Here is an 18,504-nt window from a genome sequence, read left to right on the forward strand (position 1 = left end):
ACGAAGGGGCCCGGCATGAGGCCGCGGGACGCGACGAGGCGGGGCACGAAGGGGTGGTGGCCCGCGTCGCGGCGCCGCCGGTATCTGCTCCTGGGCGTGCTGTGCGCGGGCGTGACGGCTTTCGTCGCGACCGTGCCGTACCACCGCGACTGGTTCGACCTGTGGGTCTACTACGACGCGGTGCGTCACTGGACCGACGCCGGGGGCGGGCTGCGCGGCGCCGGGCTCTACGACTACCGGGTCCCCGGCCAGGTGTACGGATTCACCTACCCGCCCTTCGCCGCCCTGTGTGTGCTGCCGCTGTCGCTGCTCGCCTGGCCCGTCGCGCTCACCGTGGGCATCGTGGCGAACCTCGGCGCCCTGGCCCTGATCCTGCGCCGGCTCGCCGAACCGGTGATCCGCCGTCACGGCCTGGACCGGTGGACCTCGTACACCCTGATCCTGTGCATGCTCGCGCTGCTGGAACCGGTCTACGACAGCATCAGCTTCGGCCAGGTCAATCTCCTCCTGCTGGCCCTCGTCCTCACCGACGCCCGTCTGCTGTCCACCGGCAGCCGGTGGGCGGGCATCGGCATCGGACTCGCCGCGGCGGTCAAACTCACCCCCGCGATCTTCATCGGCTACCTCGTCGTCACGCGCCGGTGGCGTGCCGCCGGGACGGCCGTCGCCGTCGCCGTGGGCGCGACCCTGCTCGCCGGGTGGCTCGCACCGGGTGCCTCGCACGCGTACTGGACGTCGGCCCTCTGGGACACGAGCCGTATCGGCGACCTGAGTTATGTCTCCAACCAGTCCTTGCAGGGCGTCCTCGCCCGGCTCTCCGCACCGGCCGAACCCGATCGGCTGTGGTGGGCCTGCGGCGTCGTCGCCGTCGTCGGCGCCTGGGCGTACCGGGTCGACAAGGCGAGAACGGTGGGCGACGTGCGCGGCGGCATCGCGCTGACCGGCGCCGCCGCGTGCCTCGTCAGCCCGGTCACCTGGGTGCACCACCTCGTCTGGCTGCTCCCGGCGCTGGCGGTCCTCGCCGACCGGGCCCTCGAACCGCCGCGCCGCGGGCGCCCGTTGATCGCGGCGGTCGCGGTGTACGTGATCCAGTGCAGCTACGTCGTATGGCTGTGGCGGTACGACGCGAGCGGCGTCGCGGGCTTCATCGGCGGCAACGCGTTCGTCTGGACGGCGCTCGCGCTGCTCCTGACGCTCCCCGTCCGGCCGCCGCACCCGGCGCTCAGAGCACTTTCCGGCGGACCAGTACGACCAGCACCAGAGCCCCGGGCAGCAGCGGCAGCCACACCGTGACGAGACGGAATCCGAGGACCGCGCCGGTCGCCACGGAGACCGGGGAGCCGGCGCCGACGAGCGCGATGAGCAGCGCGGCCTCGACGGAGCCGATCCCGCCCGGCGTCGGCACGATCCCGGCGACGATCCCGGCGGCCAGGTAGGCGATCACGATGCCGACGGTGGGCACCGGCATGTGCAGCGCGCGAGCCACCGAGACCATGACGGCGGCCTGGAGGGCGGGGAAGGCGAGTGCCCCGGTCCACAGCGCGATCACCCGGGCGGGCCTGGTGTGCAGGGCGCGCGCGTCGGTCAGCGCGGTCCGCAGGAAGTCCCCGACGAAGCCGCGCAGCGGCCGTACCGACCACAGCACCAGCGCCGCCAGGGTGAGCGCGCCGACCAGGAGGAGCAGCGCCGTCACCCCGTGCTCCGCCGACAGCGCCCCGGCCTGCGGAATGGCCCACGGGCAGGCGGCCATGAGCGTGAGCAGCAGGGCGTACCGGCCGATCGGCTGGGCCAGCGAGTAGAGGGCGAGCGCGGCGCACGCCCGCGTGGTGGGTATCCCGCAGACCTTGAGGAACCGCAGCGTCACCATGTGCGCGCCGAGCCCGGCGGGCAGCAGATGGTTCGCCGCTCCGGCCGCGACCTGGGAGGCCAGCAGCCGCCCGGCGGGCAGCCGTTCCATGACGGTGCCCTGGCGCAGCAGGCAGACCGGGATCCAGCACGCCCCGGTCAGGACGACCGCCGCCAGCAGCCAGTTCCGGTCCGCGCCGCGCAACTCGCCGACGCCCGCGAGGACCACCGGCCAGTTCCCGGCCACCCAGGCGCCCACGAGGAGGAGCGGAACGAGACAGACCAACTGCCGCAGCGGCAGTCGTCGCAGTGCGGAGGGCAGGGTCATCGACATGGCGCAGCCGTTCTTCCATGACGCGCCAAGGCGCGGGCGGGGGTTCCCGGAAGAGATCCCCGCTCCACGCGACCTTGCGGTGTCGTCCGCCCGTCGACCGGCGGAACGGTTCGAGCCATGTGTCCGGGCGCTCCACGGAGCGGCGCCCTGTCCGGTCGCGTACGGAACGGTCGTACGTCCTCAGCCCCGCAGGGTGGGGAGATCGGGTCCGGGCGCCCCCGGACTCCCGAAGTCGGGTCCGGTGTAGCGCGGGCTGGTGAAGCGGGGGCGATGGATCGCGGACCCGTCGCCGCCCGCCACGGGCGGTGCGGTCTCGTCGAGGTGCTGGAGCAGCAGCGCCCGTATGGCGGCGCGCAGTTGTCGCAGCCACGCCACCCGGGCCGCCTCGGCCTCCGCCGTAGCACTGCGATCGCGCCGGTCGCCCAGGACTCGGTGCCGAGAGGCTGTGCGGTACAGGCCGAGCACACCGACCACGGCGGCCAGCGCGCCCACGCCGAGGCTGATCCACCCCGAGTCGACCAGGGTGCCGGCCATGGCGGGTGCGCTGCCGGTGAGGCGCAGACCGTAACCCAGCAGAAGGAACACGGTGGCGGCGCTGACGGCGAGGACGGGGGTGAGGACCGCCAGGACCGGCAGCAGGCCCGCGCCACTGACCTGCTGGTGCCCCGGGCCGGACAAGGACGGCAGGAGAGGGGTCTCGCCGAGGGACCGCTGCCGCAGCGCGACGTAGGACCGGTAGGCGGGTTCGACGGCCGATGCCACGCGCGGACCCGCCGCCAGTCCCCGTACCCGCAACTGGCCCGGCTCGACGCCGGATTGTCCCAGCCGCCGCTGTATCTCCGTCGACCCGATGACATCGTCCAGCGCCGCCGTGTAGGCGGCTCTGTCCTCGTCCCGCAGCCGCAGCGACCTGTACCCGTCCATCCCGCCCCCGACTCGTGGTTGTCTCCGGTATGTCGCCAGGGCCGGGCCCGGCCCTGGCCCGGGAGTACTCAGAGGTCGAATTCGTCCGGCGAGATGCCGACCGCGAAGCAGGCTTCGCGGACCACGGCGCGTTCCGACTTGTCGAAGTTCCCGTCGGCGCCGCCGATGACGATGCCGATCTGGATGACGGCGCGGGCCTCGGTGGGCTTCTTGGCGACCTTGCCGATGGTCTGGAGAACGCTGACCTTCCCGAAGTCGAAGTCGGCGGTCAGCTGCTGGCAGTAGTCGTCGAAGCGGCGTTGCAGATCGGCGGCGGGGAAGTTCTGAAGTACGTCGTTGCCCATGATGAGCGAGGCGACGCGCTGGCGCTCGGAGGGGTCGATGGAGCCGTCGGCCGCGGCGACGAGGGCGCACATGGCCATGCTCGCGTCGCGGAATCCACCGCTCTTGAGGTCGTTCTTCTTCGCGTTGAGCTGTGTCTGCATCGTCGACGCGGACTCTTTGATGCGGTCCCACAGTGCCATGTGTGCGCTCCTGTTTTTCGGTGGGCGGGGAAGACGAGAGCAGTCGGTCAGAGGTGCGAGGCGACGGCGGGCATCAGGTCCTGGAAGGTGCGGCCGTCGGCGGGGGCGCCGATGGCCGTCATCTGCCAACCGGTGCCGGAGCGCTGCACCTTGGCCATGATCTGCGCGGTGTGGCGTCCGCCTCCGGTCAGGGTGTAGCGCGCCAGTTCCTGCCCGGTGGTCTCGTCGACCAGGCGGCAGAAGGCGTTGTCGACCTCTTCGAAGGTCTGGCCGGTGAACGAGTTGACGGTGAAGACGATCTGGTCGACGTGTACGGGGACGCGTTGCAGGTCGACGACGATCGACTCGTCGTCCCCGCCCTGGCCCGCGCCGCCCACCCGGTTGTCGCCGGTGTGCCGCACCGATCCGTCGTCGCTGGTCAGGTGCTGGAAGTAGACGACGTCCTGGGCGTCCTTCCCGGCGAAGAGGACGGCCGAGGCGTCCAGGTCGATCTCGCGGGCGGTCATGCGGGCGAAGAAGCCTTTGCGGGGCGCGGATTTCCAGCCGAGTCCCATCCGTACGACGGTGAGGTCACCGCCGCCGGACTTGGTGAGGCTGATCTGCTGGCCTTTGGAAAGATTGACGGTCATGATTCATTCCGCTCTTGGCTGGGGGCGGTGGGCGGTCGATGACGTACGGGTGCGGAGGCCGGCGGCGGCATTCAGAGGTTGACGCCGAAGTCCCTGACGATGCCGCTCAGGCCGGAGGCGTAACCCTGCCCGACCGCGCGGAACTTCCACTCGGCGCCGTGCCGGTACAGCTCGCCGAAGACCATCGCTGTCTCGGTGGACGCGTCCTCGCTGAGGTCGTAGCGCGCTATCTCGGCGCCGCCGGCCTGGTTGACGACACGGATGTACGCGTTGCGCACCTGGCCGAAGCTCTGGCCGCGGGTGTCGGCGTCGTGGATCGACACGGGGAAGACGATCTTCGCGACGCGGGCGGGCACGGCGGCGAGGTCGACCTTCACGGTCTCGTCGTCGCCCTCGCCCTCGCCGGTGAGGTTGTCGCCGGTGTGCTCGACGGAGCCGTCCGGGCTCCGGAGGTTGTTGTAGAAGACGAAATTCTCGTCGGAGAGCACCTTGCCCGCCTGGTCGCAGAGCAGCGCGCTCGCGTCCAGGTCGTGGTCGGCCCCGGTGGTGGTCCGGACGTCCCACCCGAGGCCGACAAGGACCGCGGTCAGGCCGGGGGCCTCCTTGCTCAGCGATACATTTCCGCCCTTGCCGAGGCTCACACCCATCGCGATTCCCGCTCTCCACTCGTCGTGTCCCGGACGGCGACCGTCCGGAAGGCTCAGTGCCGCTCCCTGAAATCTACAACACTGTAGAGATGGAATGGTGCGGGATTCGCCGCGATCGGCGAGAGTGGACCGTCTTCCGGACCCGTCGGCGCCATGCCCCGAGGTCCGCGGGACAGCTGGAATCGGGAAGGGGATCACGTCGTGGCCGGAGAGCGGGACGATCACGGGCAGGCGCCGCGCGCCCGCAGGCGGGGGCAGGGTGAACTCGAAGCGCTGGTGCTGTCGGCGCTGGGGGATGCCACCACGCCGGTGCCTGTCGGCTGGGTTCAGCGACGGCTCGGGGAGGACCTTTCGTACAGCACGGTCATCACGATCCTGACGCGTCTGCACGAGAAGCGGGCGGTGACGCGCACCGGCCCCGGGCGGCCCGTCCTGTGGCAGTCGGTCGCGGTGGACGAGGCCGATCTCACGGCGCTGAGCATGCGCCGGCTGCTCGACCGGCAGGACAACCGCGACGCGGTCCTCTCCAGCTTCGTATCGGCGCTCTCCTCCGACGACGAGGACCTTCTGCGGTCCCTGCTGAACGACGCCGGACCCGGATCACCCGCCGCGCCGACGGCCGAACCGGACGAATGACCCATGGGCGTCTTCGTCTTCCTGCCTCTGGTGCTTCCGCTGACCGCGCTGCCCATCGCGCGCCTGGCCGAGCGGCATCTGCACCCCCGGCGTGCCGCCCGCCTGCTGACGACCGTCGCGGTGATCCTCGCGTCGTGCAGCACCCTGTGCCTGGGGCTGCTGGTGGTCGTGGGCACCGCGCAGCTGCCCGGCAATCCGCTGCCCGACGGCTGGTCGGACCCGGAGGTGCGGGAGGCCGTGCCGCACGACCAGTTCTTCGGCAAGGCGGCCATCGTCGCCCTGCTGGTGGTGGCGACGGCGTGCGCGTGCGTCGTGGGGCGTCAGCGCCGGTTCCACGCGCTCGCCCACCGCACCCTCGACTCCTCGTCGGACCGGTCCGAGGTCGCTGTCCTGCGTGACGCGTCCCCGTACGCCTACGCGCTGTCCGGTGCTTCGGGCCGGATCGTGGTGTCCACCGGCATGCTGGCGTGCCTCGATCCGGCGGAGCGCGAGGCCCTGTTCGCGCACGAGCGCGCGCATCTCGCGGGCCGTCATCACCGCCTGCTGCTCGCGGTCCGGCTGGCGGGCTGCGCGAATCCGCTGCTGCGCCCGCTGATGTCCGCCGTCACCTACAGCACCGAACGCTGGGCGGACGAGGAGGCCGCCCGTGTCACGGGCGACCGGCGGACGACCGCCCGCGCCGTGGGCAAGGCGGCGCTCGTCTCCCGGCACGCTTCCGCGCCGCCCCTGCCGGCGTTCGCCGCCGGACCCGTCCCGCGCAGGGTGGCCGCGCTGCTGGGCCCCGTACCGCCGGACCGGCGCTGGCCGCCGGCGCTGACCCCGGCCGGAGTCGCGGCGTACGTCGCCGCGGCGGGTACGGCGCTGTCCGCGCTGTCCGCGCTCAACGCCGCGATCGCCCTCTTCCTCGTACTGAAAGCGGCGACTCCGCTCTAGGCCGTGGTCTTGGCGACCCCGCTCAGGAGCGGGTCGGGGGAACGACGGCACAAGGGCGACGACGAGCCTTCCTCTACAGCTATGTAGAGTTCCGCGTGGTGCGGTTCGGCCCGGCGGACGGGCGGGCGGACCGGGGGCCGGACGCGGAAGGATCGGCATGAGTGGGGAACGCAGGAAGCCACGGGCGCGCGGCGCGCGCCGCGACGGCTCGGAGCCGCCCACGCGGCTGACCCGGCGCGGCAGGCTCCTCGTACGCGGCGGCGCCGTGCTGGCCGTTCTGCTGGTGGCCGCCGGCGGTGCGGGCCTCTGGGCGTATCAGAGCCTGGACGGGAACATCCACTCCGCGGACATCGACGGCAAGCTCGGCGGTGGGCGGCCCGCCAACGCCAGCCCCGGGTCGAAGAACATCCTCGTGGTCGGCTCGGACTCCCGCGACGGCGACAACGGGAAGTACGGCAAGGGCCTGACCACCATGCAGTCGGACACCCTGATGGTCATGCACGTGGCGGCCGACCGGAAGTGGGCGACCGTGGTGTCCCTGCCCCGCGATTCCTGGGTACGGATACCCGCCTGCGACCGGGGGGACGGCACCACGTCGACGGCGCACCACTTCAAGATCAACGAGGCGTTCGCGGTCGGCGGCACCGGTGGCGAGGTCGCCGGAGCGGCGGCCTGCACCATCAAGACCGTCGAGGAGAACACCGGCTTGCGTATCGACCACTTCATGTCGGTCGACTTCCAGGGGTTCAAGGGCATGGTGAACGCCCTGGACGGCATAGAGGTGTGCCCCGAGACGGCGATCCACGACACGAAGGCACATCTCGACCTGGACGCGGGCTGCCAGACGGTCAAGGGCGAGAAGGCGCTCGGCTACGTCAGGACCCGCTACAGCGTGGGAGACGGATCCGACATCGGCCGCATAGGCCGTCAGCAGGAGTTCATGGAGGCGCTCGCGGCCAAGGCGCAGGCGAAGCTGACCAGTCCGACGGCCCTGTACGGCTTCCTCGACTCGGCCACCGAGTCGCTCACCACGGACAAGGCGCTGGCCGGCATCAAGCCCCTCACCGCGCTCGCCTCCGAACTCAAGGGGATCCCGGGCGACCGGCTGACCTTCCTGACCGTGCCCAACTACCCGCGCGAGGCCGACGTGCCCACCGACAGGGCGAATGTGGTCTGGCAGTACCCGCAGGCCGCCGACCTGTTCTCGGCTCTGGCGAAGGACCGGGAGGTGGACAAGAAGTCGGTCGAGGCAGGCAGCGAGAACCCGCTCTACGCGGCGGCGGTCCGGGTCCGCGTACTCAACGCGACGGGCAGGGCGGGCGAGGCGGCCAAGGCCGCGGAACTCCTGCGCTCGGCCGGTTTCACCGTCGTGGGGACCGGCAACGCGCCCCAGGAGGCCGACGACACGGCGGTCGGATTCCCCGGCGGACTGGAGCGGCAGGCACGGGCGCTCGTCAGCCGGCTGCCCGGGACGACGGCGTCCAAGGACACCGGGGCCACGCCCGGCGAAGTGACCCTGACCGTCGGCGGCGACTTCGAGGGTGTTCGCTGAACACGACCGAACACGACTGTGCTCGTGCGCCCGGCTGTGCTCCTGTACGCGACGGCGCTCCTGTACCCGACCGTGCTCCTGTACCCGGCTGTGTTCATGTACCCGACCGTGCACCCGCGCTCGATCCGATGCCGACCCGCTGCCGACCTGACCCGCTGCCGATCCGACCCCCGATCCGACCTGACCTGACCTGACCCGATCCGATCCGACTTCCGTACGTCCTTCGGTCGACCGACCCGACAGAGAGCTGTGATCCCGTCATGGACGAACCTCCCGGCGCGGCCGGCGCCGTCACTGCCGCGCCCAGGGCCTGCCCGAGCCGCGGGACGGAGGTGCCGCGATGAGCGCCGTACTCCTCCTGCTGCTCTCCCTGGCACTCACCCTCGCCTGCGCCGTCTTCGTGGCCGCCGAATTCGCCCTGACGACCGTCGAACGCGGCGAGTTGGAGCGGTCCGCCCAGGCCGGTGAGCGCGGTGCCGGCAGCGCCCTCAAGGCCGCGAAACGGCTGACCTTCCAGCTGTCCGGCGCCCAACTGGGCATCACCGTCACCTCGTTGGTGATCGGCATGCTGGCGGAACCTTCCCTGTCCGTGCTGCTGCGCGGGCCGCTGGAAGCCACCGGCCTGCCCTCTGGCGGTGTCTCGACCGCCGCCACCGTGCTCGGCGTCGCCGTGTCCACCGTGGTCCTCATGGTGATCGGCGAACTCGTGCCGAAGAACTGGGCCATCGCGAGCCCGCTGGCCGTCGCGAAGGTGGTGGCGGCCCCGCAGCGGGCCTTCACCGCGTGCTTCGCCCCGCTGATCCGGCATCTGAACAACACCGCGAACCGTGTCGTACGCCGGATCGGCCTGGAGCCCGCCGAGGAGCTGGCCTCCGCCCGTACGCCGGACGAACTCGTCGCACTCGTACGGCACTCCGCCCGTGAGGGCGCCATCGAGAAGGACTCCGCCGAACTCTTCGTCCGTACGCTCCACCTGGCCGAGCTGACCGCCGAGAACGTCATGACGCCACGTGTCGACGTACAGGCCCTGGACGTCCGAGCCACCGCCGCCGACGCGGCGAACCTGGCCCTCGCGACCGGGCTGTCCCGTTTCCCCGTGCTCCGCGACAGCCTGGACGAGATCGTCGGCACCGTACACATCCGTGACGTGCTCGCACTCGACGAGACGGTACGGGGCACCACCCCGGTCACCGCGCTCGTGACCGAACCGCTGCGCGTACCCGACTCCCTGCCCGTGGACCGGCTGCTGCGCCGGCTGAGGCAGAGCCGCACCATGGCCGTCGTCATCGACGAGTACGGCGGTACCGCGGGCATCGCCACGGTGGAGGACATCGTGGAGGAGGTCATCGGTGAGGTCCGCGACGAGCACGACCCCCACGAGCGACCCGATCTGATGGAGTGTCAGCCAGCAGCGGACGGCCGCGCCGTCTGGGAGGCCGACGGCGGCATCCGCCTGGACGAGCTCGAACGCATCGGGTTCGAGGCCCCCGAGGGCTCCTACGAGACCCTCGCCGGTCTGATCGCCGACCGGCTGGAACGTATCCCCACGCTCCAGGACCGGATCGACCTCCAGGGCTGGCAGTTCGCCGTGCTCCACGTCGAGCACCACCGCGCGGACCGCGTCCGCGTCACCGCCCCCGAGCTTCCCCCGGCTTCACCGAACGACACGGAATCGTCATGACAGCCCTTCAGTTGGCCATCGGTGCTTTCACCCTTTTCACCAACGCCTTCTTCGTCGGGGCCGAGTTCGCCCTCATCGCCGTACGGCGCAGCCAGATCGAACCGGCCGCCCTCAGGGGCAACGCACGCGCCCGGAACACCCTGTGGGGGCTGGAGCACCTGTCGGCGGCCATGGCCACCGCCCAGCTCGGCATCACCATCTCCTCCCTCGTACTCGGCGCGGTGGCCGAACCGGCCATCGCCCATCTCCTGGAGCCGCCGTTCGAGTCCATCGGCGTGCCCGACGGCCTGGTCCACCCGATCGCCTTCGTGATCGCGCTGACCCTGGCCACCTACCTGCACATGCTGATCGGCGAGATGATCCCGAAGAACATCGCGCTCGCCGCCCCGGCGCGCACCGCGCTGATCCTCGCTCCGGCACTGGTCGCCCTGACCCGCGCCCTGCGGCCGGTCATCTTCGGCATCAACGCCTTCGCCAACGTGCTGCTGCGACTGATGAAGGTCGAACCGAAGGACGAGGTCGCCTCGGTCTTCACCGACGACGAACTCGTACGGATGGTCGAGGGCTCCAGCGACGCCGGTCTGATCGACCCCGCCGACGGGGAGCGGCTGCGCGACGCCCTGGAACTGGGCAAGCGGCCCGTCGGCGAGGTGATGGTGCCTCTCGCCGACACGGTCACGGTCGGCCACGACATCACCCCGCGCCAACTCGAACGTGCCGCGGCCACCTCGGGATTCTCCCGTCTGCCGGTCACCGGACCGAAGGGCGAGGTGCGGGGGTACCTGCACATCAAGGACGCCCTGGGGGTGGCGGAACGCGACCGGCCCCTGGCACCCACCGCCCTCCGCCCGGTGGTCGTCGTCGAGACCGACACACCACTCGACGACGCGATGACCGCGATGCGGTCCGCCGGGACGCATCTGGCATCCGTGACCGGCGACAAGGGCACCGTCCTCGGCTTCGTCACCATGGAAGACCTGCTGGAAGAACTCGTCGGCCCCGCGACGAGCGACGCCTGAGCGACGCCTGAGCGACGCCTGCGCCCCGGCACGAGCCCGACAGCACCGGCAAGCACCCGCACGAGCCCGACAGCACCCGCACGATTCCGCAACCGCCCGCACGAGCCCGCGGAGGCTCCCGAGAGAAGAAGCGACAACTACGCGATGTCCGAACGGACCTCCTCCCACTTACGCCGTGCCGTGGCGTCCCGTACGCGCCGTATCACCGAGTCGGCGGCGTTCACGGCCACGGTCTTCTGCCTCATCCTCGGCAACGCCGTACTGCTGGGAGTCGAGACGTACACCGGCGCCGTGGACCAGTGGCACGACACGTTGAAGGCGGCCGAACACGTCTTCCTCGCGGCCTTCACCGCCGAGATCCTGCTGCGCGCCGCCGCCTGCGCCGACCGTCCCGGGGACTTCTTCCGCGATCCGTGGAACGTCTTCGACCTCGCGGTGGTCGGCCTGGCGTTCATGCCCTTCGCGCGTGAGAACGCGACCGTACTGCGGCTCCTGCGCCTGGCACGCGTGGTGCGCGCGGCCCGCTTCCTCCCGCAGCTGCGCATCGTCATCGTGGCCGTCGGCAAGAGCCTGCCGGGCACGGCGAGTTTCGTACTCGTCGGCGCGCTGCTGCTGTACGTCTACGCGATGATCGGCTGGGTCTTCTTCGCCGCAGAGGACCCCGAGCACTACGGTTCGCTGGGCCGCGCGGCCCTCACGCTGTTCCTCCTGATCACCCTCGACGGCCTCGGCGACGCGGTACGGGCGGGCCTGGAAATCTCCCGCTGGACCATCCTCTACTTCGCGTCCTTCGTCCTGCTCGGCTCGTTCCTCCTCGTGAACCTGCTCATCGGCGTCGTCATCAACTCCCTCCAGGAAGCACGGGAGATGGAAGCCGAGGGAGAGGCGGGGCCGCTGCACCGAGAGGGCACCCCTGACACGGGGCACGACCTCCGGGAACAGATCGCCGCCGCGAGACGGGCCCTGGACACCATCGAGGCCGAACTCGCACGCGCCGGCCCGACGGGTCCGAGGGGTGAAGGGCCTTCGGTCCACTCCTGGTGAGGAGCTACGGACGTGGCGCGTCGTTGCCCGGAGGGTTGGTGGGGTGCGGGCCGGACGCCTCGGGGGTGACGCGGATGACACGGGGAGCCATGGCCTCCCCGGATGACGCCTGGTCCTCGGCCGGTGGAGTCCGGTCGGATTTCATCGCCTTGGCCTCGCTCTTGAGGATGCGCGCCGACTTCCCGGCGGAACGGGCCAGTTCAGGAAGTTTCTTGGCGCCGAAGACCAATATGACGACGATGAGGATGATGGCGATCTCGCTGATGCCGAACATCGGTATCTGTGCTCCCGGTGGTGGGTGGCAGTGTCCTGGCGAGGGGCGGCGTACGGGGTGCGGTCACCCATGACCGCACCCTCCGGCGGTCGGGTGCCCGACCCCGCTGCCCTCGGCATCTGGCGACGCGATAGAAATCTACAGGACTGTAGAGATGAGCGGCAGGGGGCCTTTTTCGTCCCGGCGGCGCGGGGGCGGGATCAACTCGGTTCAGCCCCCGCGTACACGACGGTGATGACGATCCCGACCCGTCCGCACGCGAAAACAGGCGCCCCCGGCCGGTACGGGTTCCGAGAGGCGTTCTCAGCCCTCGTCGCCCTCTTCCTCGTCCTCCCCCTCGAAGAAGTCGCCGACCTCGTCCACGACTTCGGCGGCGACCATGCCGCCGACGACTCCCACCGCGAGGCCCGCGGCCCCGGCGGCGACGACGGTGCCCATGCCGGGACCGGAGCGGTGGCCGCCGTCCTGGTGATGGTGCTGACCATGGCCGTGGTCGTCCTTGTGCGCGTGACCGCCGTGATCGCCGTAACCGCTGTGTCCGCCGTGTCCGTACGAGCCGTCGGCGCCGTAAGAGGCGCGGTGCTCGACGAGTTGGCGTACCCAGCCGTCGACTTCGGTGTTCCAGTCGTGCTGAGCGACGTCGTCGTGGCTGACGGTGAAACGGGTGAGCGAGTCGTGACCGGCGGAGAAGAGCCCACCACGCTTGTCGGCCTCCAACACCACCTCCATGCCGCCCGGTTGGGCGAGGAAGGTCACCTCGATCTCGTTCACGGCGTGCGCGTAGCGCGCGGCCGGCGCGAGCTCGATCTCCTGGTAGAACGGCAGTTGCTGTCCGGTGCCGCCGATCCGTCCGTACTCCAAGTCGGCGGACCGGAAGTCGAAGCCGTTCTGCCCCAGAGCCTCCAGGATCGCCTCCTGGACGGGCAGCGGTCCGACCGCGAGGGGATCGAGGTCACCCTTGTCCTTGGCCCCCGCCACCGCCAGCTCGGTACGCAGCCCGAGTACGACCCCCAGCGGCTGGCCGTACAACTCCGTGACCGGCGTCTCCCAGGGCAGCGTCACGGAGAAGGGAACGCCGTGCTGCTCCCCCTCGGCGAGGCGGAAGCCGCCCCCCACCGTGAACCGCTCGAAGACGACGGTGCCTTCGTGCTCCCCGTCCTCGGTCTCCGCCTCGACCCTGGCGACGAGTTCCAGGGTGATCTGCTCGATGTCGAAGTCGGCACCGCCGCCCTTGAGGTACACCTGCCCCCGCAGAACCCCGCCCGGCACCGCCACGCCGGGGTCCAGGACGGTGTCCACGGTGGGTCCGCCGACACCGAGAGAGCCGAGTAGCCGTTTGAACACCATGGTGGCGTTCACTCCTTCACGTAAGCGCGATTCGTGGCATCACAGGCCGCCATGGCCGGTGCGACCGGGGCCTGCGCATCTCTACAAGTCTGTAGAACAATAAGGGCGACGTACCGCCCGGAGGGCACATCCCGCCGCGCCGACCGGGAAAGTCCGAAAAGCCACGGCCCTTGTCCGAACAGCGGCGCGGCGGGAAGGCGAACCAGGTACGAGGCACGCTCCGCGACGTCACGATGGAGCTCTGAGAGACCGGCGACCATGTCGGAATCGGAATCGAGAGGATCTGATGACCGCGATGTCCGACCACCGGGAAACCCCAACGCGGCCGAGCTCCGAGCGGACCGCGGGTGAGCACGGGGCCGGCGATGCCGAACTGTTCGACTACGACGCGGAGTTGCGGCTGTACAACGAACACTTCCGCGCCGCGGCCCGCGTCGGCTCCGGCGACCGCGTGCTCGACATCGGCTGTGGCACGGGCCAGACCACACGCGAGGCCGCCCGCGCCGCCACCACCGGAAGCGCGCTGGGCGTCGACCTCTCCGCGCCGATGCTCGAACGGGCCCGCCGGCTCAGCGACGAGCAGGGACCAACTCCGTCGCGAGCGACGCCACTCCGGGGGCCTGTCCTGGCGATGCGGAGTGGCAGCCGCTCGGACGGCTTGTTCCGAACTCACGGGCTGGTCAATTGACTGTCAGGACCGCCGTGTTGTTCGTGCGGTCCGGGTCGAAGTCGAAGGGGTGCTCGCCGAACTCGCCGAACGCCGGGTGAATGCTCACGGCACCGGTCGCGCCGGGCACCACGGTGTCGACGCGTACGGAGAACGCGAACGTGCGCCGGGTGTCTTCCAGCACCCAGTACCGCAGGTCGCAGTCGTAGCGAGGGGCGCCAGTCTGCTGCGGGTAGTAGCCGCCGTCGAGGGTGCGCGGGTAGCAGCCGGACGGCACGCCGGTGACCTTGGCGCCTTGGGGCACGATCAGCCGGACCTCGGCGACCGGGTCGCCGGAGCCGAGGTTGCCGAGCCAGGCCGGGCCGTTGTTCTTGAAAGTGAGCTCGGCCGTGGCCGTCTCGCCCGCCCCGCCGGAGATGGAATCGCCGGTCACGGAGAAGTCCGCGGTGTTCTCCGCGCCGATCTGGAGGGCCACGTAGTCGTTGTCGGAGTCGATGTCCTGGGCGCCGCCGCCCGGCTCGACGTCGATGTCGAGCCGCTCGTTCAGCGCGTGCGGGGCGAGTCGCACCGTCAGCGGCTCGGGCAGCTCGAAGGAGTCGCCCGGCGCCAGCACCTGGTCGAACGTGCAGACCGCGGTGCTCGACGGTGCGTAGTCCTCGCCGTCCGACGTGGTGTAGGCGCAGGCGTCGTACCGGGTCAGATCCGTCAGGCCGTACGAGGCGTACAGCTTGACGGTGAACCCGTTCGCGCTCTGGTTGCCGTTGTTGGTCACCTTGAACGGGATCGTCCGCTCGTCGCCGGGCTGACCGACCTCGATGTCGGCGACGGGGTCGATGGCGAGGTCGGGCCCGGCGCCGACGGTGAGCGTGGTGTCGAAGCTCTCGTGCGGCGCGGTGAGTGTGCCGTCGGGTCCGCCGGTGGCCGTCGCCTCGTAGGTGATCCTGGCCTGCGCGCCGATCTCGGCGCCGTCAGCCGCACGCACCGTCAGGAGTACTTGGTCCTCGTAGTCGTCGCCGATCACGGGCACCACGGGGACGTCGCACACCGCGCTCGTGCCGCTCGGCGTGCAGTTGTCGGGCCAGGTCACCTCGGCGACCCCGGCGAGGTCGGAGACGTCGACGGTGAGCCTGCCGTCGGTCACCGTGAAGGTCTCGTTGTCGTGGTAGATGCCGACGCCAAGGGTGCGGGACTGCGGCCCGCCGCCGTCGGTGCCGAGCGGCAGCGTTTTCTCGTACGGCGGGTTGATCCACAACTGGTCGGTCTGCGGCGCGTCGTCGTCAGCGAACGCGGGCGCGGCGAGGCCGACGGTCAGCAGACCTGCCGCCATCGCTACGGCGGCGCCGGATCTGAGACGTACTGGGCGTCCAGAGAACGGTCTCATTGCTCCCCCAAGGGTGCGGTAACGCGACTGACGCACCGGCAGTTCCGGCGCACCGGAGGGATCATCACATGGCAGCGGATCCCACCGCGCCCCGGTTTCCGGCCCTGTTGGAGACCACCCGGCCGCTGGCACCAAGTAGCTGAGTCGGACGATTTCGCACGTACGCTCAGGCACTCGCGAACAGGATCGAGCTCAACGTCAACAGCCCGAGACCTGCCACGGCCACGATGCTTCCGATGATCCGGAAGAACCAGGGACCGATGGAGTCGTTGCCCGCAAGGCCCAGGTCGCCCGACCGTTGCCCCTTCAACTCCAGAACAGCACGTCGGCGCTGGAGGGTCGAGTCGACGGCACCACGCCAGTTGAACGCCCACCTCACTCCCATGATGAGCGCCACGGCCCCCATGACACCAAGGAATATGAGAAGCCCTGTGGGGGTGTCGGCGTCAGTGGCCGCCGCAAAGATCATGAACATGTTGCGGAGCATCTCAGGTAGTGAAGTAGATGTCATCAGCAGATCCGCAAGGCGAGGTCGGTGGAGCGGATTTGGCCGGTGGCCTGCTCGGTCCGGGGTCGTGGATGATCAAGGGCCCCAGCTGGTCGGCGAGTCGGGCTGGCCGTGCCCCTGCGAGGACGTCGACCTGGACGAGACAGCCATTCGCGTGTGCATGGCGGCGCCCGAGCTGATGACCGGCCGCCGTGCTCCTGGCGATACCAAGTCGGACGCGCGCAAGCGGGTCGTGGTCCTGCCGTCCTTTCTCCGACGGAACCTCCGACGCCACCTCGATTCGTACGCGCAGGGAGCAGGTCAGGCCGCTCCGGCGGTCCAACTTCGCTCGGAGACGGCGCAAGGCCCGTTCGCTACTCGGTTGCGCTGGTCCACCAGGACGCGGCGGCCTCTCGGTGTGAGACGGGGAGGGTAGGTCCGTCGAGGCCCCGGTGCTTTCCGGGGCCCCGGTCGGGTGGGTGGGTCAGCGGAGTCCGGCGAAGAGGTCGTTCTCGGGTACGGGCGCGGCGGTGGTGTCCTTGACGCGTACGAAGGTCTCCATGCCCATCCACTCGCCGAACTTCTCCTTGCCCATCTTGAGGAAGAAGATGTTCTCGCCCTGACTGGCGTGGGCGGCCAGTGCGTCGAATTTCTGGTCGCTGAATGCGGTGGTGTCCACCCATGTGGTGATCTCGTCGTCGGGGAGGCCGATCTCGGCCATGGCGGCGGCCTCGGCGGGATCCGGCTCCGGCATGTCCTGGAGCTCGCGCATGGTCTCCCCGAATCGCTGCATCAGTGAGCGGGGCATCGTGGTCCAGTACACCTTGGGTGTGAGCGTGGTCATCTCCAGTGCCGCCATGGTGATGCGGTTGGCCTGGATGTGGTCGGGGTGGCCGTAGAAGCCGTTCTCGTCGTAGGTGACGACCACGTCGGGCCGGTAGTGCCGCATGAGTTCCGCGAGCCGGGCGGCGCCTTTCTCCACGGGGGTCTGCCAGAAGGAACCGGGGGCGGTGTTGCTGGGCCAGCCCGCCATGCCGGAGTCGGCGTAGTCCAGCATCTCCAGATCGCTGATCTTCAGGACGTCACAGCTCTCCTTGAGTTCCTGACGCCGCATCAAGGCGACGGCCGCCGGATCGTGACCGGGATCGCCCGGCTTGACACCCCCGGGTCCGTCACCGCAACCGCCGTCGGTACAGGTCACGAGAACCGTGCGGATGCCTTCGGCCGCGTACCGCGCGAGGATTCCTCCCGTTCCGGTCGCCTCGTCGTCGGGGTGGGCGTGTACTGCCATGAGCGTCAAAGGCCGGTCGGTCATGAAAAGCAGTCCTTCTGTAGAAATACGTCTTGGTCCGAGTACGCGGCGGGCGTACCGCGATTCCGGGGCCCGGATCCTGGTGGGACGGACGACCTCGTGGTCTCCGTGTTCCCCGCCCGTGCGGCGCCGGCCCCTCGGTCCATGCAACCGTGCGGGCCGGACCGGCTGTTCCCGGCCCGGCCACTTGCCCTTCCGGGCGTCGGCGTTTCAGTGCCTACGAGGTACGGGCGCGACCCGCACATCTCCGCGCGCCACATTGGATCCGGCTTCCCCGGCCGAGTTCCGCCGTCTGCCGGCAGCTACCACCCGTACCATCATCCCGGCGCAGGCCGCTTCAGGGCTTTCTGGCAACCGCCCCGTACATGGCGATGTCGCGTCCGTCGATGCCGGCCTGTTCCGGGCCGGGGTGCCAGGTGTGCACCTGGGTGACTCCTGGCTCCTGTAGTTCCAGTCCGTCAAAGAACGAGGTGGCGGTGGCGAGATCGCGCAGCGCCATGGGCATGTTCTGCTGCCGGTATTCCTCTGCCACCCGGTTGACTTCCTCGGGTGCGAAGTCGGCGGTGCCGATGGTCATCGCCAGATAGCTGCCGGACGGCAGTGGTTCCAGGAGCCGTTTGATCAGGCGCCGGTCGTCCGGAGGCAGGATGAAGTGCAGGATGCCGATCACCATCAGGCCGACGGGCCGGTTCAGATCGATGAGGTCACGGAATTCGGGGCTGTCCAGAATGGTCTCGGGGTGGTGCATGTCGGCGTCCACATACGCGGTGGCCCCCTCGGCCGAGCTCTGCAGCAGGGCGCGGGCGTGGGCGAGGACGACGGGGTCGTTGTCGACGTAGACCACATGTGATTCCGGCGCCACCTCCTGCACGACCTCATGGAGGTTGGGCGAGGTCGGCAGACCGGTCCCGACGTCGAGGAACTGGCGGATGCCTCGCTCCTCGGCGAGGAAGCGGCCGGCGCGGTGCATGAATCGGCGGTTTTCCATCATGTGGACGGGCAGCGCGGGCCAGTGCCGGCGCATGGCTTCGCCCGCTTCGATATCAACGGGATAGTGATCCTTTCCGCCCAGAATGTAGTCGTACACCCGGGCGGAATGGGCGCGCGAGGTGGCAAGTCCGCTCTGTCGATCGTGCGGAGCATTCATGCGGCGCCTCTTTCGGTCAAGGACGGCTCACCAACGCCAACGGTATGAACGTGGTGTTCCGGTCGCAAGCGAAACAGCGGGAAACAGCGGGAAACAGCGGGATGAGGATGGGTCCGGTAAG

The 18,504-nt window shown here is 70.1% G+C and carries 19 protein-coding genes; 8 read left to right on the forward strand and 11 right to left on the reverse strand.

Annotated features, from left to right (window positions below):
• Positions 1-15 precede the first annotated feature (15 nt).
• Positions 16-1,293, forward strand: a complete 1,278-nt coding sequence (locus P3L51_RS00785) for a glycosyltransferase 87 family protein (RefSeq protein ID WP_354603016.1) — start codon at positions 16-18, stop codon at positions 1,291-1,293.
• Here P3L51_RS00785 and P3L51_RS00790 read toward each other — a convergent pair.
• The 5 genes from P3L51_RS00790 to P3L51_RS00810 form a co-directional block, all read right to left on the reverse strand.
• Entirely contained in the window at positions 1,223-2,179 is a 957-nt protein-coding gene (locus tag P3L51_RS00790) for a lysylphosphatidylglycerol synthase transmembrane domain-containing protein (RefSeq protein ID WP_354603017.1), read from the reverse strand. The two genes, P3L51_RS00785 and P3L51_RS00790, sit on opposite strands and share 71 nt — an antisense overlap.
• Before the next feature lie 180 nt (positions 2,180-2,359).
• The gene (locus tag P3L51_RS00795) at positions 2,360-3,103 is read right to left on the reverse strand and encodes a hypothetical protein (protein ID WP_354603018.1); all 744 of its coding nucleotides are present in this window, start codon (positions 3,101-3,103) and stop codon (positions 2,360-2,362) included.
• Between the two features lie 68 nt (positions 3,104-3,171).
• Positions 3,172-3,627 (reverse strand): tellurite resistance TerB family protein, encoded by a 456-nt coding sequence (locus tag P3L51_RS00800; RefSeq protein ID WP_354603019.1) that lies wholly within the window; start codon positions 3,625-3,627, stop codon positions 3,172-3,174.
• 47 nt (positions 3,628-3,674) lie between these two features.
• Positions 3,675-4,256: a TerD family protein gene (locus tag P3L51_RS00805; protein ID WP_354603020.1), complete on the reverse strand. Its 582-nt coding sequence runs from the start codon at positions 4,254-4,256 to the stop codon at positions 3,675-3,677.
• A gap of 71 nt (positions 4,257-4,327) precedes the next feature.
• Positions 4,328-4,903 (reverse strand): TerD family protein, encoded by a 576-nt coding sequence (locus tag P3L51_RS00810; RefSeq protein WP_354603021.1) that lies wholly within the window; start codon positions 4,901-4,903, stop codon positions 4,328-4,330.
• A gap of 201 nt (positions 4,904-5,104) precedes the next feature.
• Between P3L51_RS00810 and P3L51_RS00815 the strand changes: the two genes are divergently transcribed.
• The 6 genes from P3L51_RS00815 (at position 5,105) to P3L51_RS00840 (ending at position 11,768) form a co-directional block, all read left to right on the forward strand.
• Positions 5,105-5,539 carry a BlaI/MecI/CopY family transcriptional regulator gene (locus P3L51_RS00815; protein WP_354603022.1) on the forward strand — a complete coding sequence of 145 codons (435 nt, stop codon included), beginning with the start codon at positions 5,105-5,107 and terminating at the stop codon, positions 5,537-5,539.
• A 3-nt stretch (positions 5,540-5,542) separates the two neighbouring features.
• A complete protein-coding gene (locus P3L51_RS00820; RefSeq protein WP_354603023.1) occupies positions 5,543-6,472 on the forward strand; it encodes a M56 family metallopeptidase in 930 nt (309 codons plus the stop codon).
• 157 nt (positions 6,473-6,629) lie between these two features.
• A complete protein-coding gene (locus P3L51_RS00825; protein WP_435594348.1) occupies positions 6,630-8,024 on the forward strand; it encodes an LCP family protein in 1,395 nt (464 codons plus the stop codon).
• Between the two features lie 340 nt (positions 8,025-8,364).
• Positions 8,365-9,705, forward strand: a complete 1,341-nt coding sequence (locus P3L51_RS00830) for a hemolysin family protein (RefSeq protein WP_354603024.1) — start codon at positions 8,365-8,367, stop codon at positions 9,703-9,705.
• The gene (locus P3L51_RS00835) at positions 9,702-10,724 is read left to right on the forward strand and encodes a hemolysin family protein (RefSeq protein WP_354603025.1); all 1,023 of its coding nucleotides are present in this window, start codon (positions 9,702-9,704) and stop codon (positions 10,722-10,724) included. Before P3L51_RS00830 ends, P3L51_RS00835 begins: the two co-directional genes overlap by 4 nt.
• Before the next feature lie 144 nt (positions 10,725-10,868).
• Complete coding sequence (locus tag P3L51_RS00840; protein ID WP_354603026.1) at positions 10,869-11,768, forward strand: ion transporter; 900 nt, start codon at positions 10,869-10,871, stop codon at positions 11,766-11,768.
• A 4-nt stretch (positions 11,769-11,772) separates the two neighbouring features.
• On the opposite strand, the gene tatA is transcribed toward P3L51_RS00840, so the two are convergent.
• Both tatA and P3L51_RS00850 read right to left on the reverse strand, forming a co-directional pair.
• The gene (gene tatA, locus P3L51_RS00845) at positions 11,773-12,042 is read right to left on the reverse strand and encodes a Sec-independent protein translocase subunit TatA (RefSeq protein ID WP_354603027.1); all 270 of its coding nucleotides are present in this window, start codon (positions 12,040-12,042) and stop codon (positions 11,773-11,775) included.
• A 303-nt stretch (positions 12,043-12,345) separates the two neighbouring features.
• Positions 12,346-13,389: a sporulation protein gene (locus tag P3L51_RS00850; RefSeq protein ID WP_354603028.1), complete on the reverse strand. Its 1,044-nt coding sequence runs from the start codon at positions 13,387-13,389 to the stop codon at positions 12,346-12,348.
• 286 nt (positions 13,390-13,675) lie between these two features.
• Here P3L51_RS00850 and P3L51_RS00855 point away from each other — a divergent pair, with 286 nt between their 5' ends.
• On the forward strand, positions 13,676-14,077 hold the full coding sequence (locus P3L51_RS00855; protein ID WP_435594349.1) for a class I SAM-dependent methyltransferase: 402 nt from the start codon (positions 13,676-13,678) through the stop codon (positions 14,075-14,077).
• Here P3L51_RS00855 and P3L51_RS00860 read toward each other — a convergent pair.
• From P3L51_RS00860 to P3L51_RS00875, 4 genes are all read right to left on the reverse strand, one after another.
• Positions 14,070-15,383: a COG1361 family protein gene (locus P3L51_RS00860; RefSeq protein WP_354603029.1), complete on the reverse strand. Its 1,314-nt coding sequence runs from the start codon at positions 15,381-15,383 to the stop codon at positions 14,070-14,072. The two genes, P3L51_RS00855 and P3L51_RS00860, sit on opposite strands and share 8 nt — an antisense overlap.
• A 220-nt stretch (positions 15,384-15,603) precedes the next feature.
• Positions 15,604-15,924 (reverse strand): hypothetical protein, encoded by a 321-nt coding sequence (locus P3L51_RS00865; protein ID WP_354603030.1) that lies wholly within the window; start codon positions 15,922-15,924, stop codon positions 15,604-15,606.
• 484 nt (positions 15,925-16,408) lie between these two features.
• Positions 16,409-17,239, reverse strand: coding sequence for a PIG-L family deacetylase (locus tag P3L51_RS00870; RefSeq protein ID WP_354603031.1), 831 nt, complete (start codon positions 17,237-17,239; stop codon positions 16,409-16,411).
• A gap of 334 nt (positions 17,240-17,573) precedes the next feature.
• Positions 17,574-18,383: an SAM-dependent methyltransferase gene (locus P3L51_RS00875; RefSeq protein WP_354603032.1), complete on the reverse strand. Its 810-nt coding sequence runs from the start codon at positions 18,381-18,383 to the stop codon at positions 17,574-17,576.
• Positions 18,384-18,504: the final 121 nt, after the last annotated feature.

Origin of the sequence: Streptomyces panacea (genome assembly GCF_040560175.1) — a bacterium.
Classification (GTDB): Bacteria; Actinomycetota; Actinomycetes; order Streptomycetales; family Streptomycetaceae; genus Streptomyces; species Streptomyces panacea.

Bases quoted from the DNA above. Each gene is read 5' to 3' on its own strand.
- P3L51_RS00835 (WP_354603025.1), top strand. From the start codon at position 9,702: ATGACAGCCCTTCAGTTGGCCATCGGTGCTTTCACCCTTTTCACCAAC.
- P3L51_RS00790 (WP_354603017.1), bottom strand. From the start codon at position 2,179: ATGTCGATGACCCTGCCCTCCGCACTGCGACGACTGCCGCTGCGGCAG.
- P3L51_RS00800 (WP_354603019.1), bottom strand. From the start codon at position 3,627: ATGGCACTGTGGGACCGCATCAAAGAGTCCGCGTCGACGATGCAGACA.
- P3L51_RS00860 (WP_354603029.1), bottom strand. From the start codon at position 15,383: ATGGCGGCAGGTCTGCTGACCGTCGGCCTCGCCGCGCCCGCGTTCGCT.
- P3L51_RS00875 (WP_354603032.1), bottom strand. From the start codon at position 18,383: ATGAATGCTCCGCACGATCGACAGAGCGGACTTGCCACCTCGCGCGCC.
- P3L51_RS00795 (WP_354603018.1), bottom strand. From the start codon at position 3,103: ATGGACGGGTACAGGTCGCTGCGGCTGCGGGACGAGGACAGAGCCGCC.
- P3L51_RS00855 (WP_435594349.1), top strand. From the start codon at position 13,676: ATGACCGCGATGTCCGACCACCGGGAAACCCCAACGCGGCCGAGCTCC.
- P3L51_RS00825 (WP_435594348.1), top strand. From the start codon at position 6,630: ATGAGTGGGGAACGCAGGAAGCCACGGGCGCGCGGCGCGCGCCGCGAC.
- tatA (WP_354603027.1), bottom strand. From the start codon at position 12,042: ATGTTCGGCATCAGCGAGATCGCCATCATCCTCATCGTCGTCATATTG.
- P3L51_RS00805 (WP_354603020.1), bottom strand. From the start codon at position 4,256: ATGACCGTCAATCTTTCCAAAGGCCAGCAGATCAGCCTCACCAAGTCC.
- P3L51_RS00810 (WP_354603021.1), bottom strand. From the start codon at position 4,903: ATGGGTGTGAGCCTCGGCAAGGGCGGAAATGTATCGCTGAGCAAGGAG.
- P3L51_RS00840 (WP_354603026.1), top strand. From the start codon at position 10,869: ATGTCCGAACGGACCTCCTCCCACTTACGCCGTGCCGTGGCGTCCCGT.
- P3L51_RS00820 (WP_354603023.1), top strand. From the start codon at position 5,543: ATGGGCGTCTTCGTCTTCCTGCCTCTGGTGCTTCCGCTGACCGCGCTG.
- P3L51_RS00870 (WP_354603031.1), bottom strand. From the start codon at position 17,239: ATGACCGACCGGCCTTTGACGCTCATGGCAGTACACGCCCACCCCGAC.
- P3L51_RS00865 (WP_354603030.1), bottom strand. From the start codon at position 15,924: ATGCTCCGCAACATGTTCATGATCTTTGCGGCGGCCACTGACGCCGAC.
- P3L51_RS00850 (WP_354603028.1), bottom strand. From the start codon at position 13,389: ATGGTGTTCAAACGGCTACTCGGCTCTCTCGGTGTCGGCGGACCCACC.
- P3L51_RS00785 (WP_354603016.1), top strand. From the start codon at position 16: ATGAGGCCGCGGGACGCGACGAGGCGGGGCACGAAGGGGTGGTGGCCC.
- P3L51_RS00830 (WP_354603024.1), top strand. From the start codon at position 8,365: ATGAGCGCCGTACTCCTCCTGCTGCTCTCCCTGGCACTCACCCTCGCC.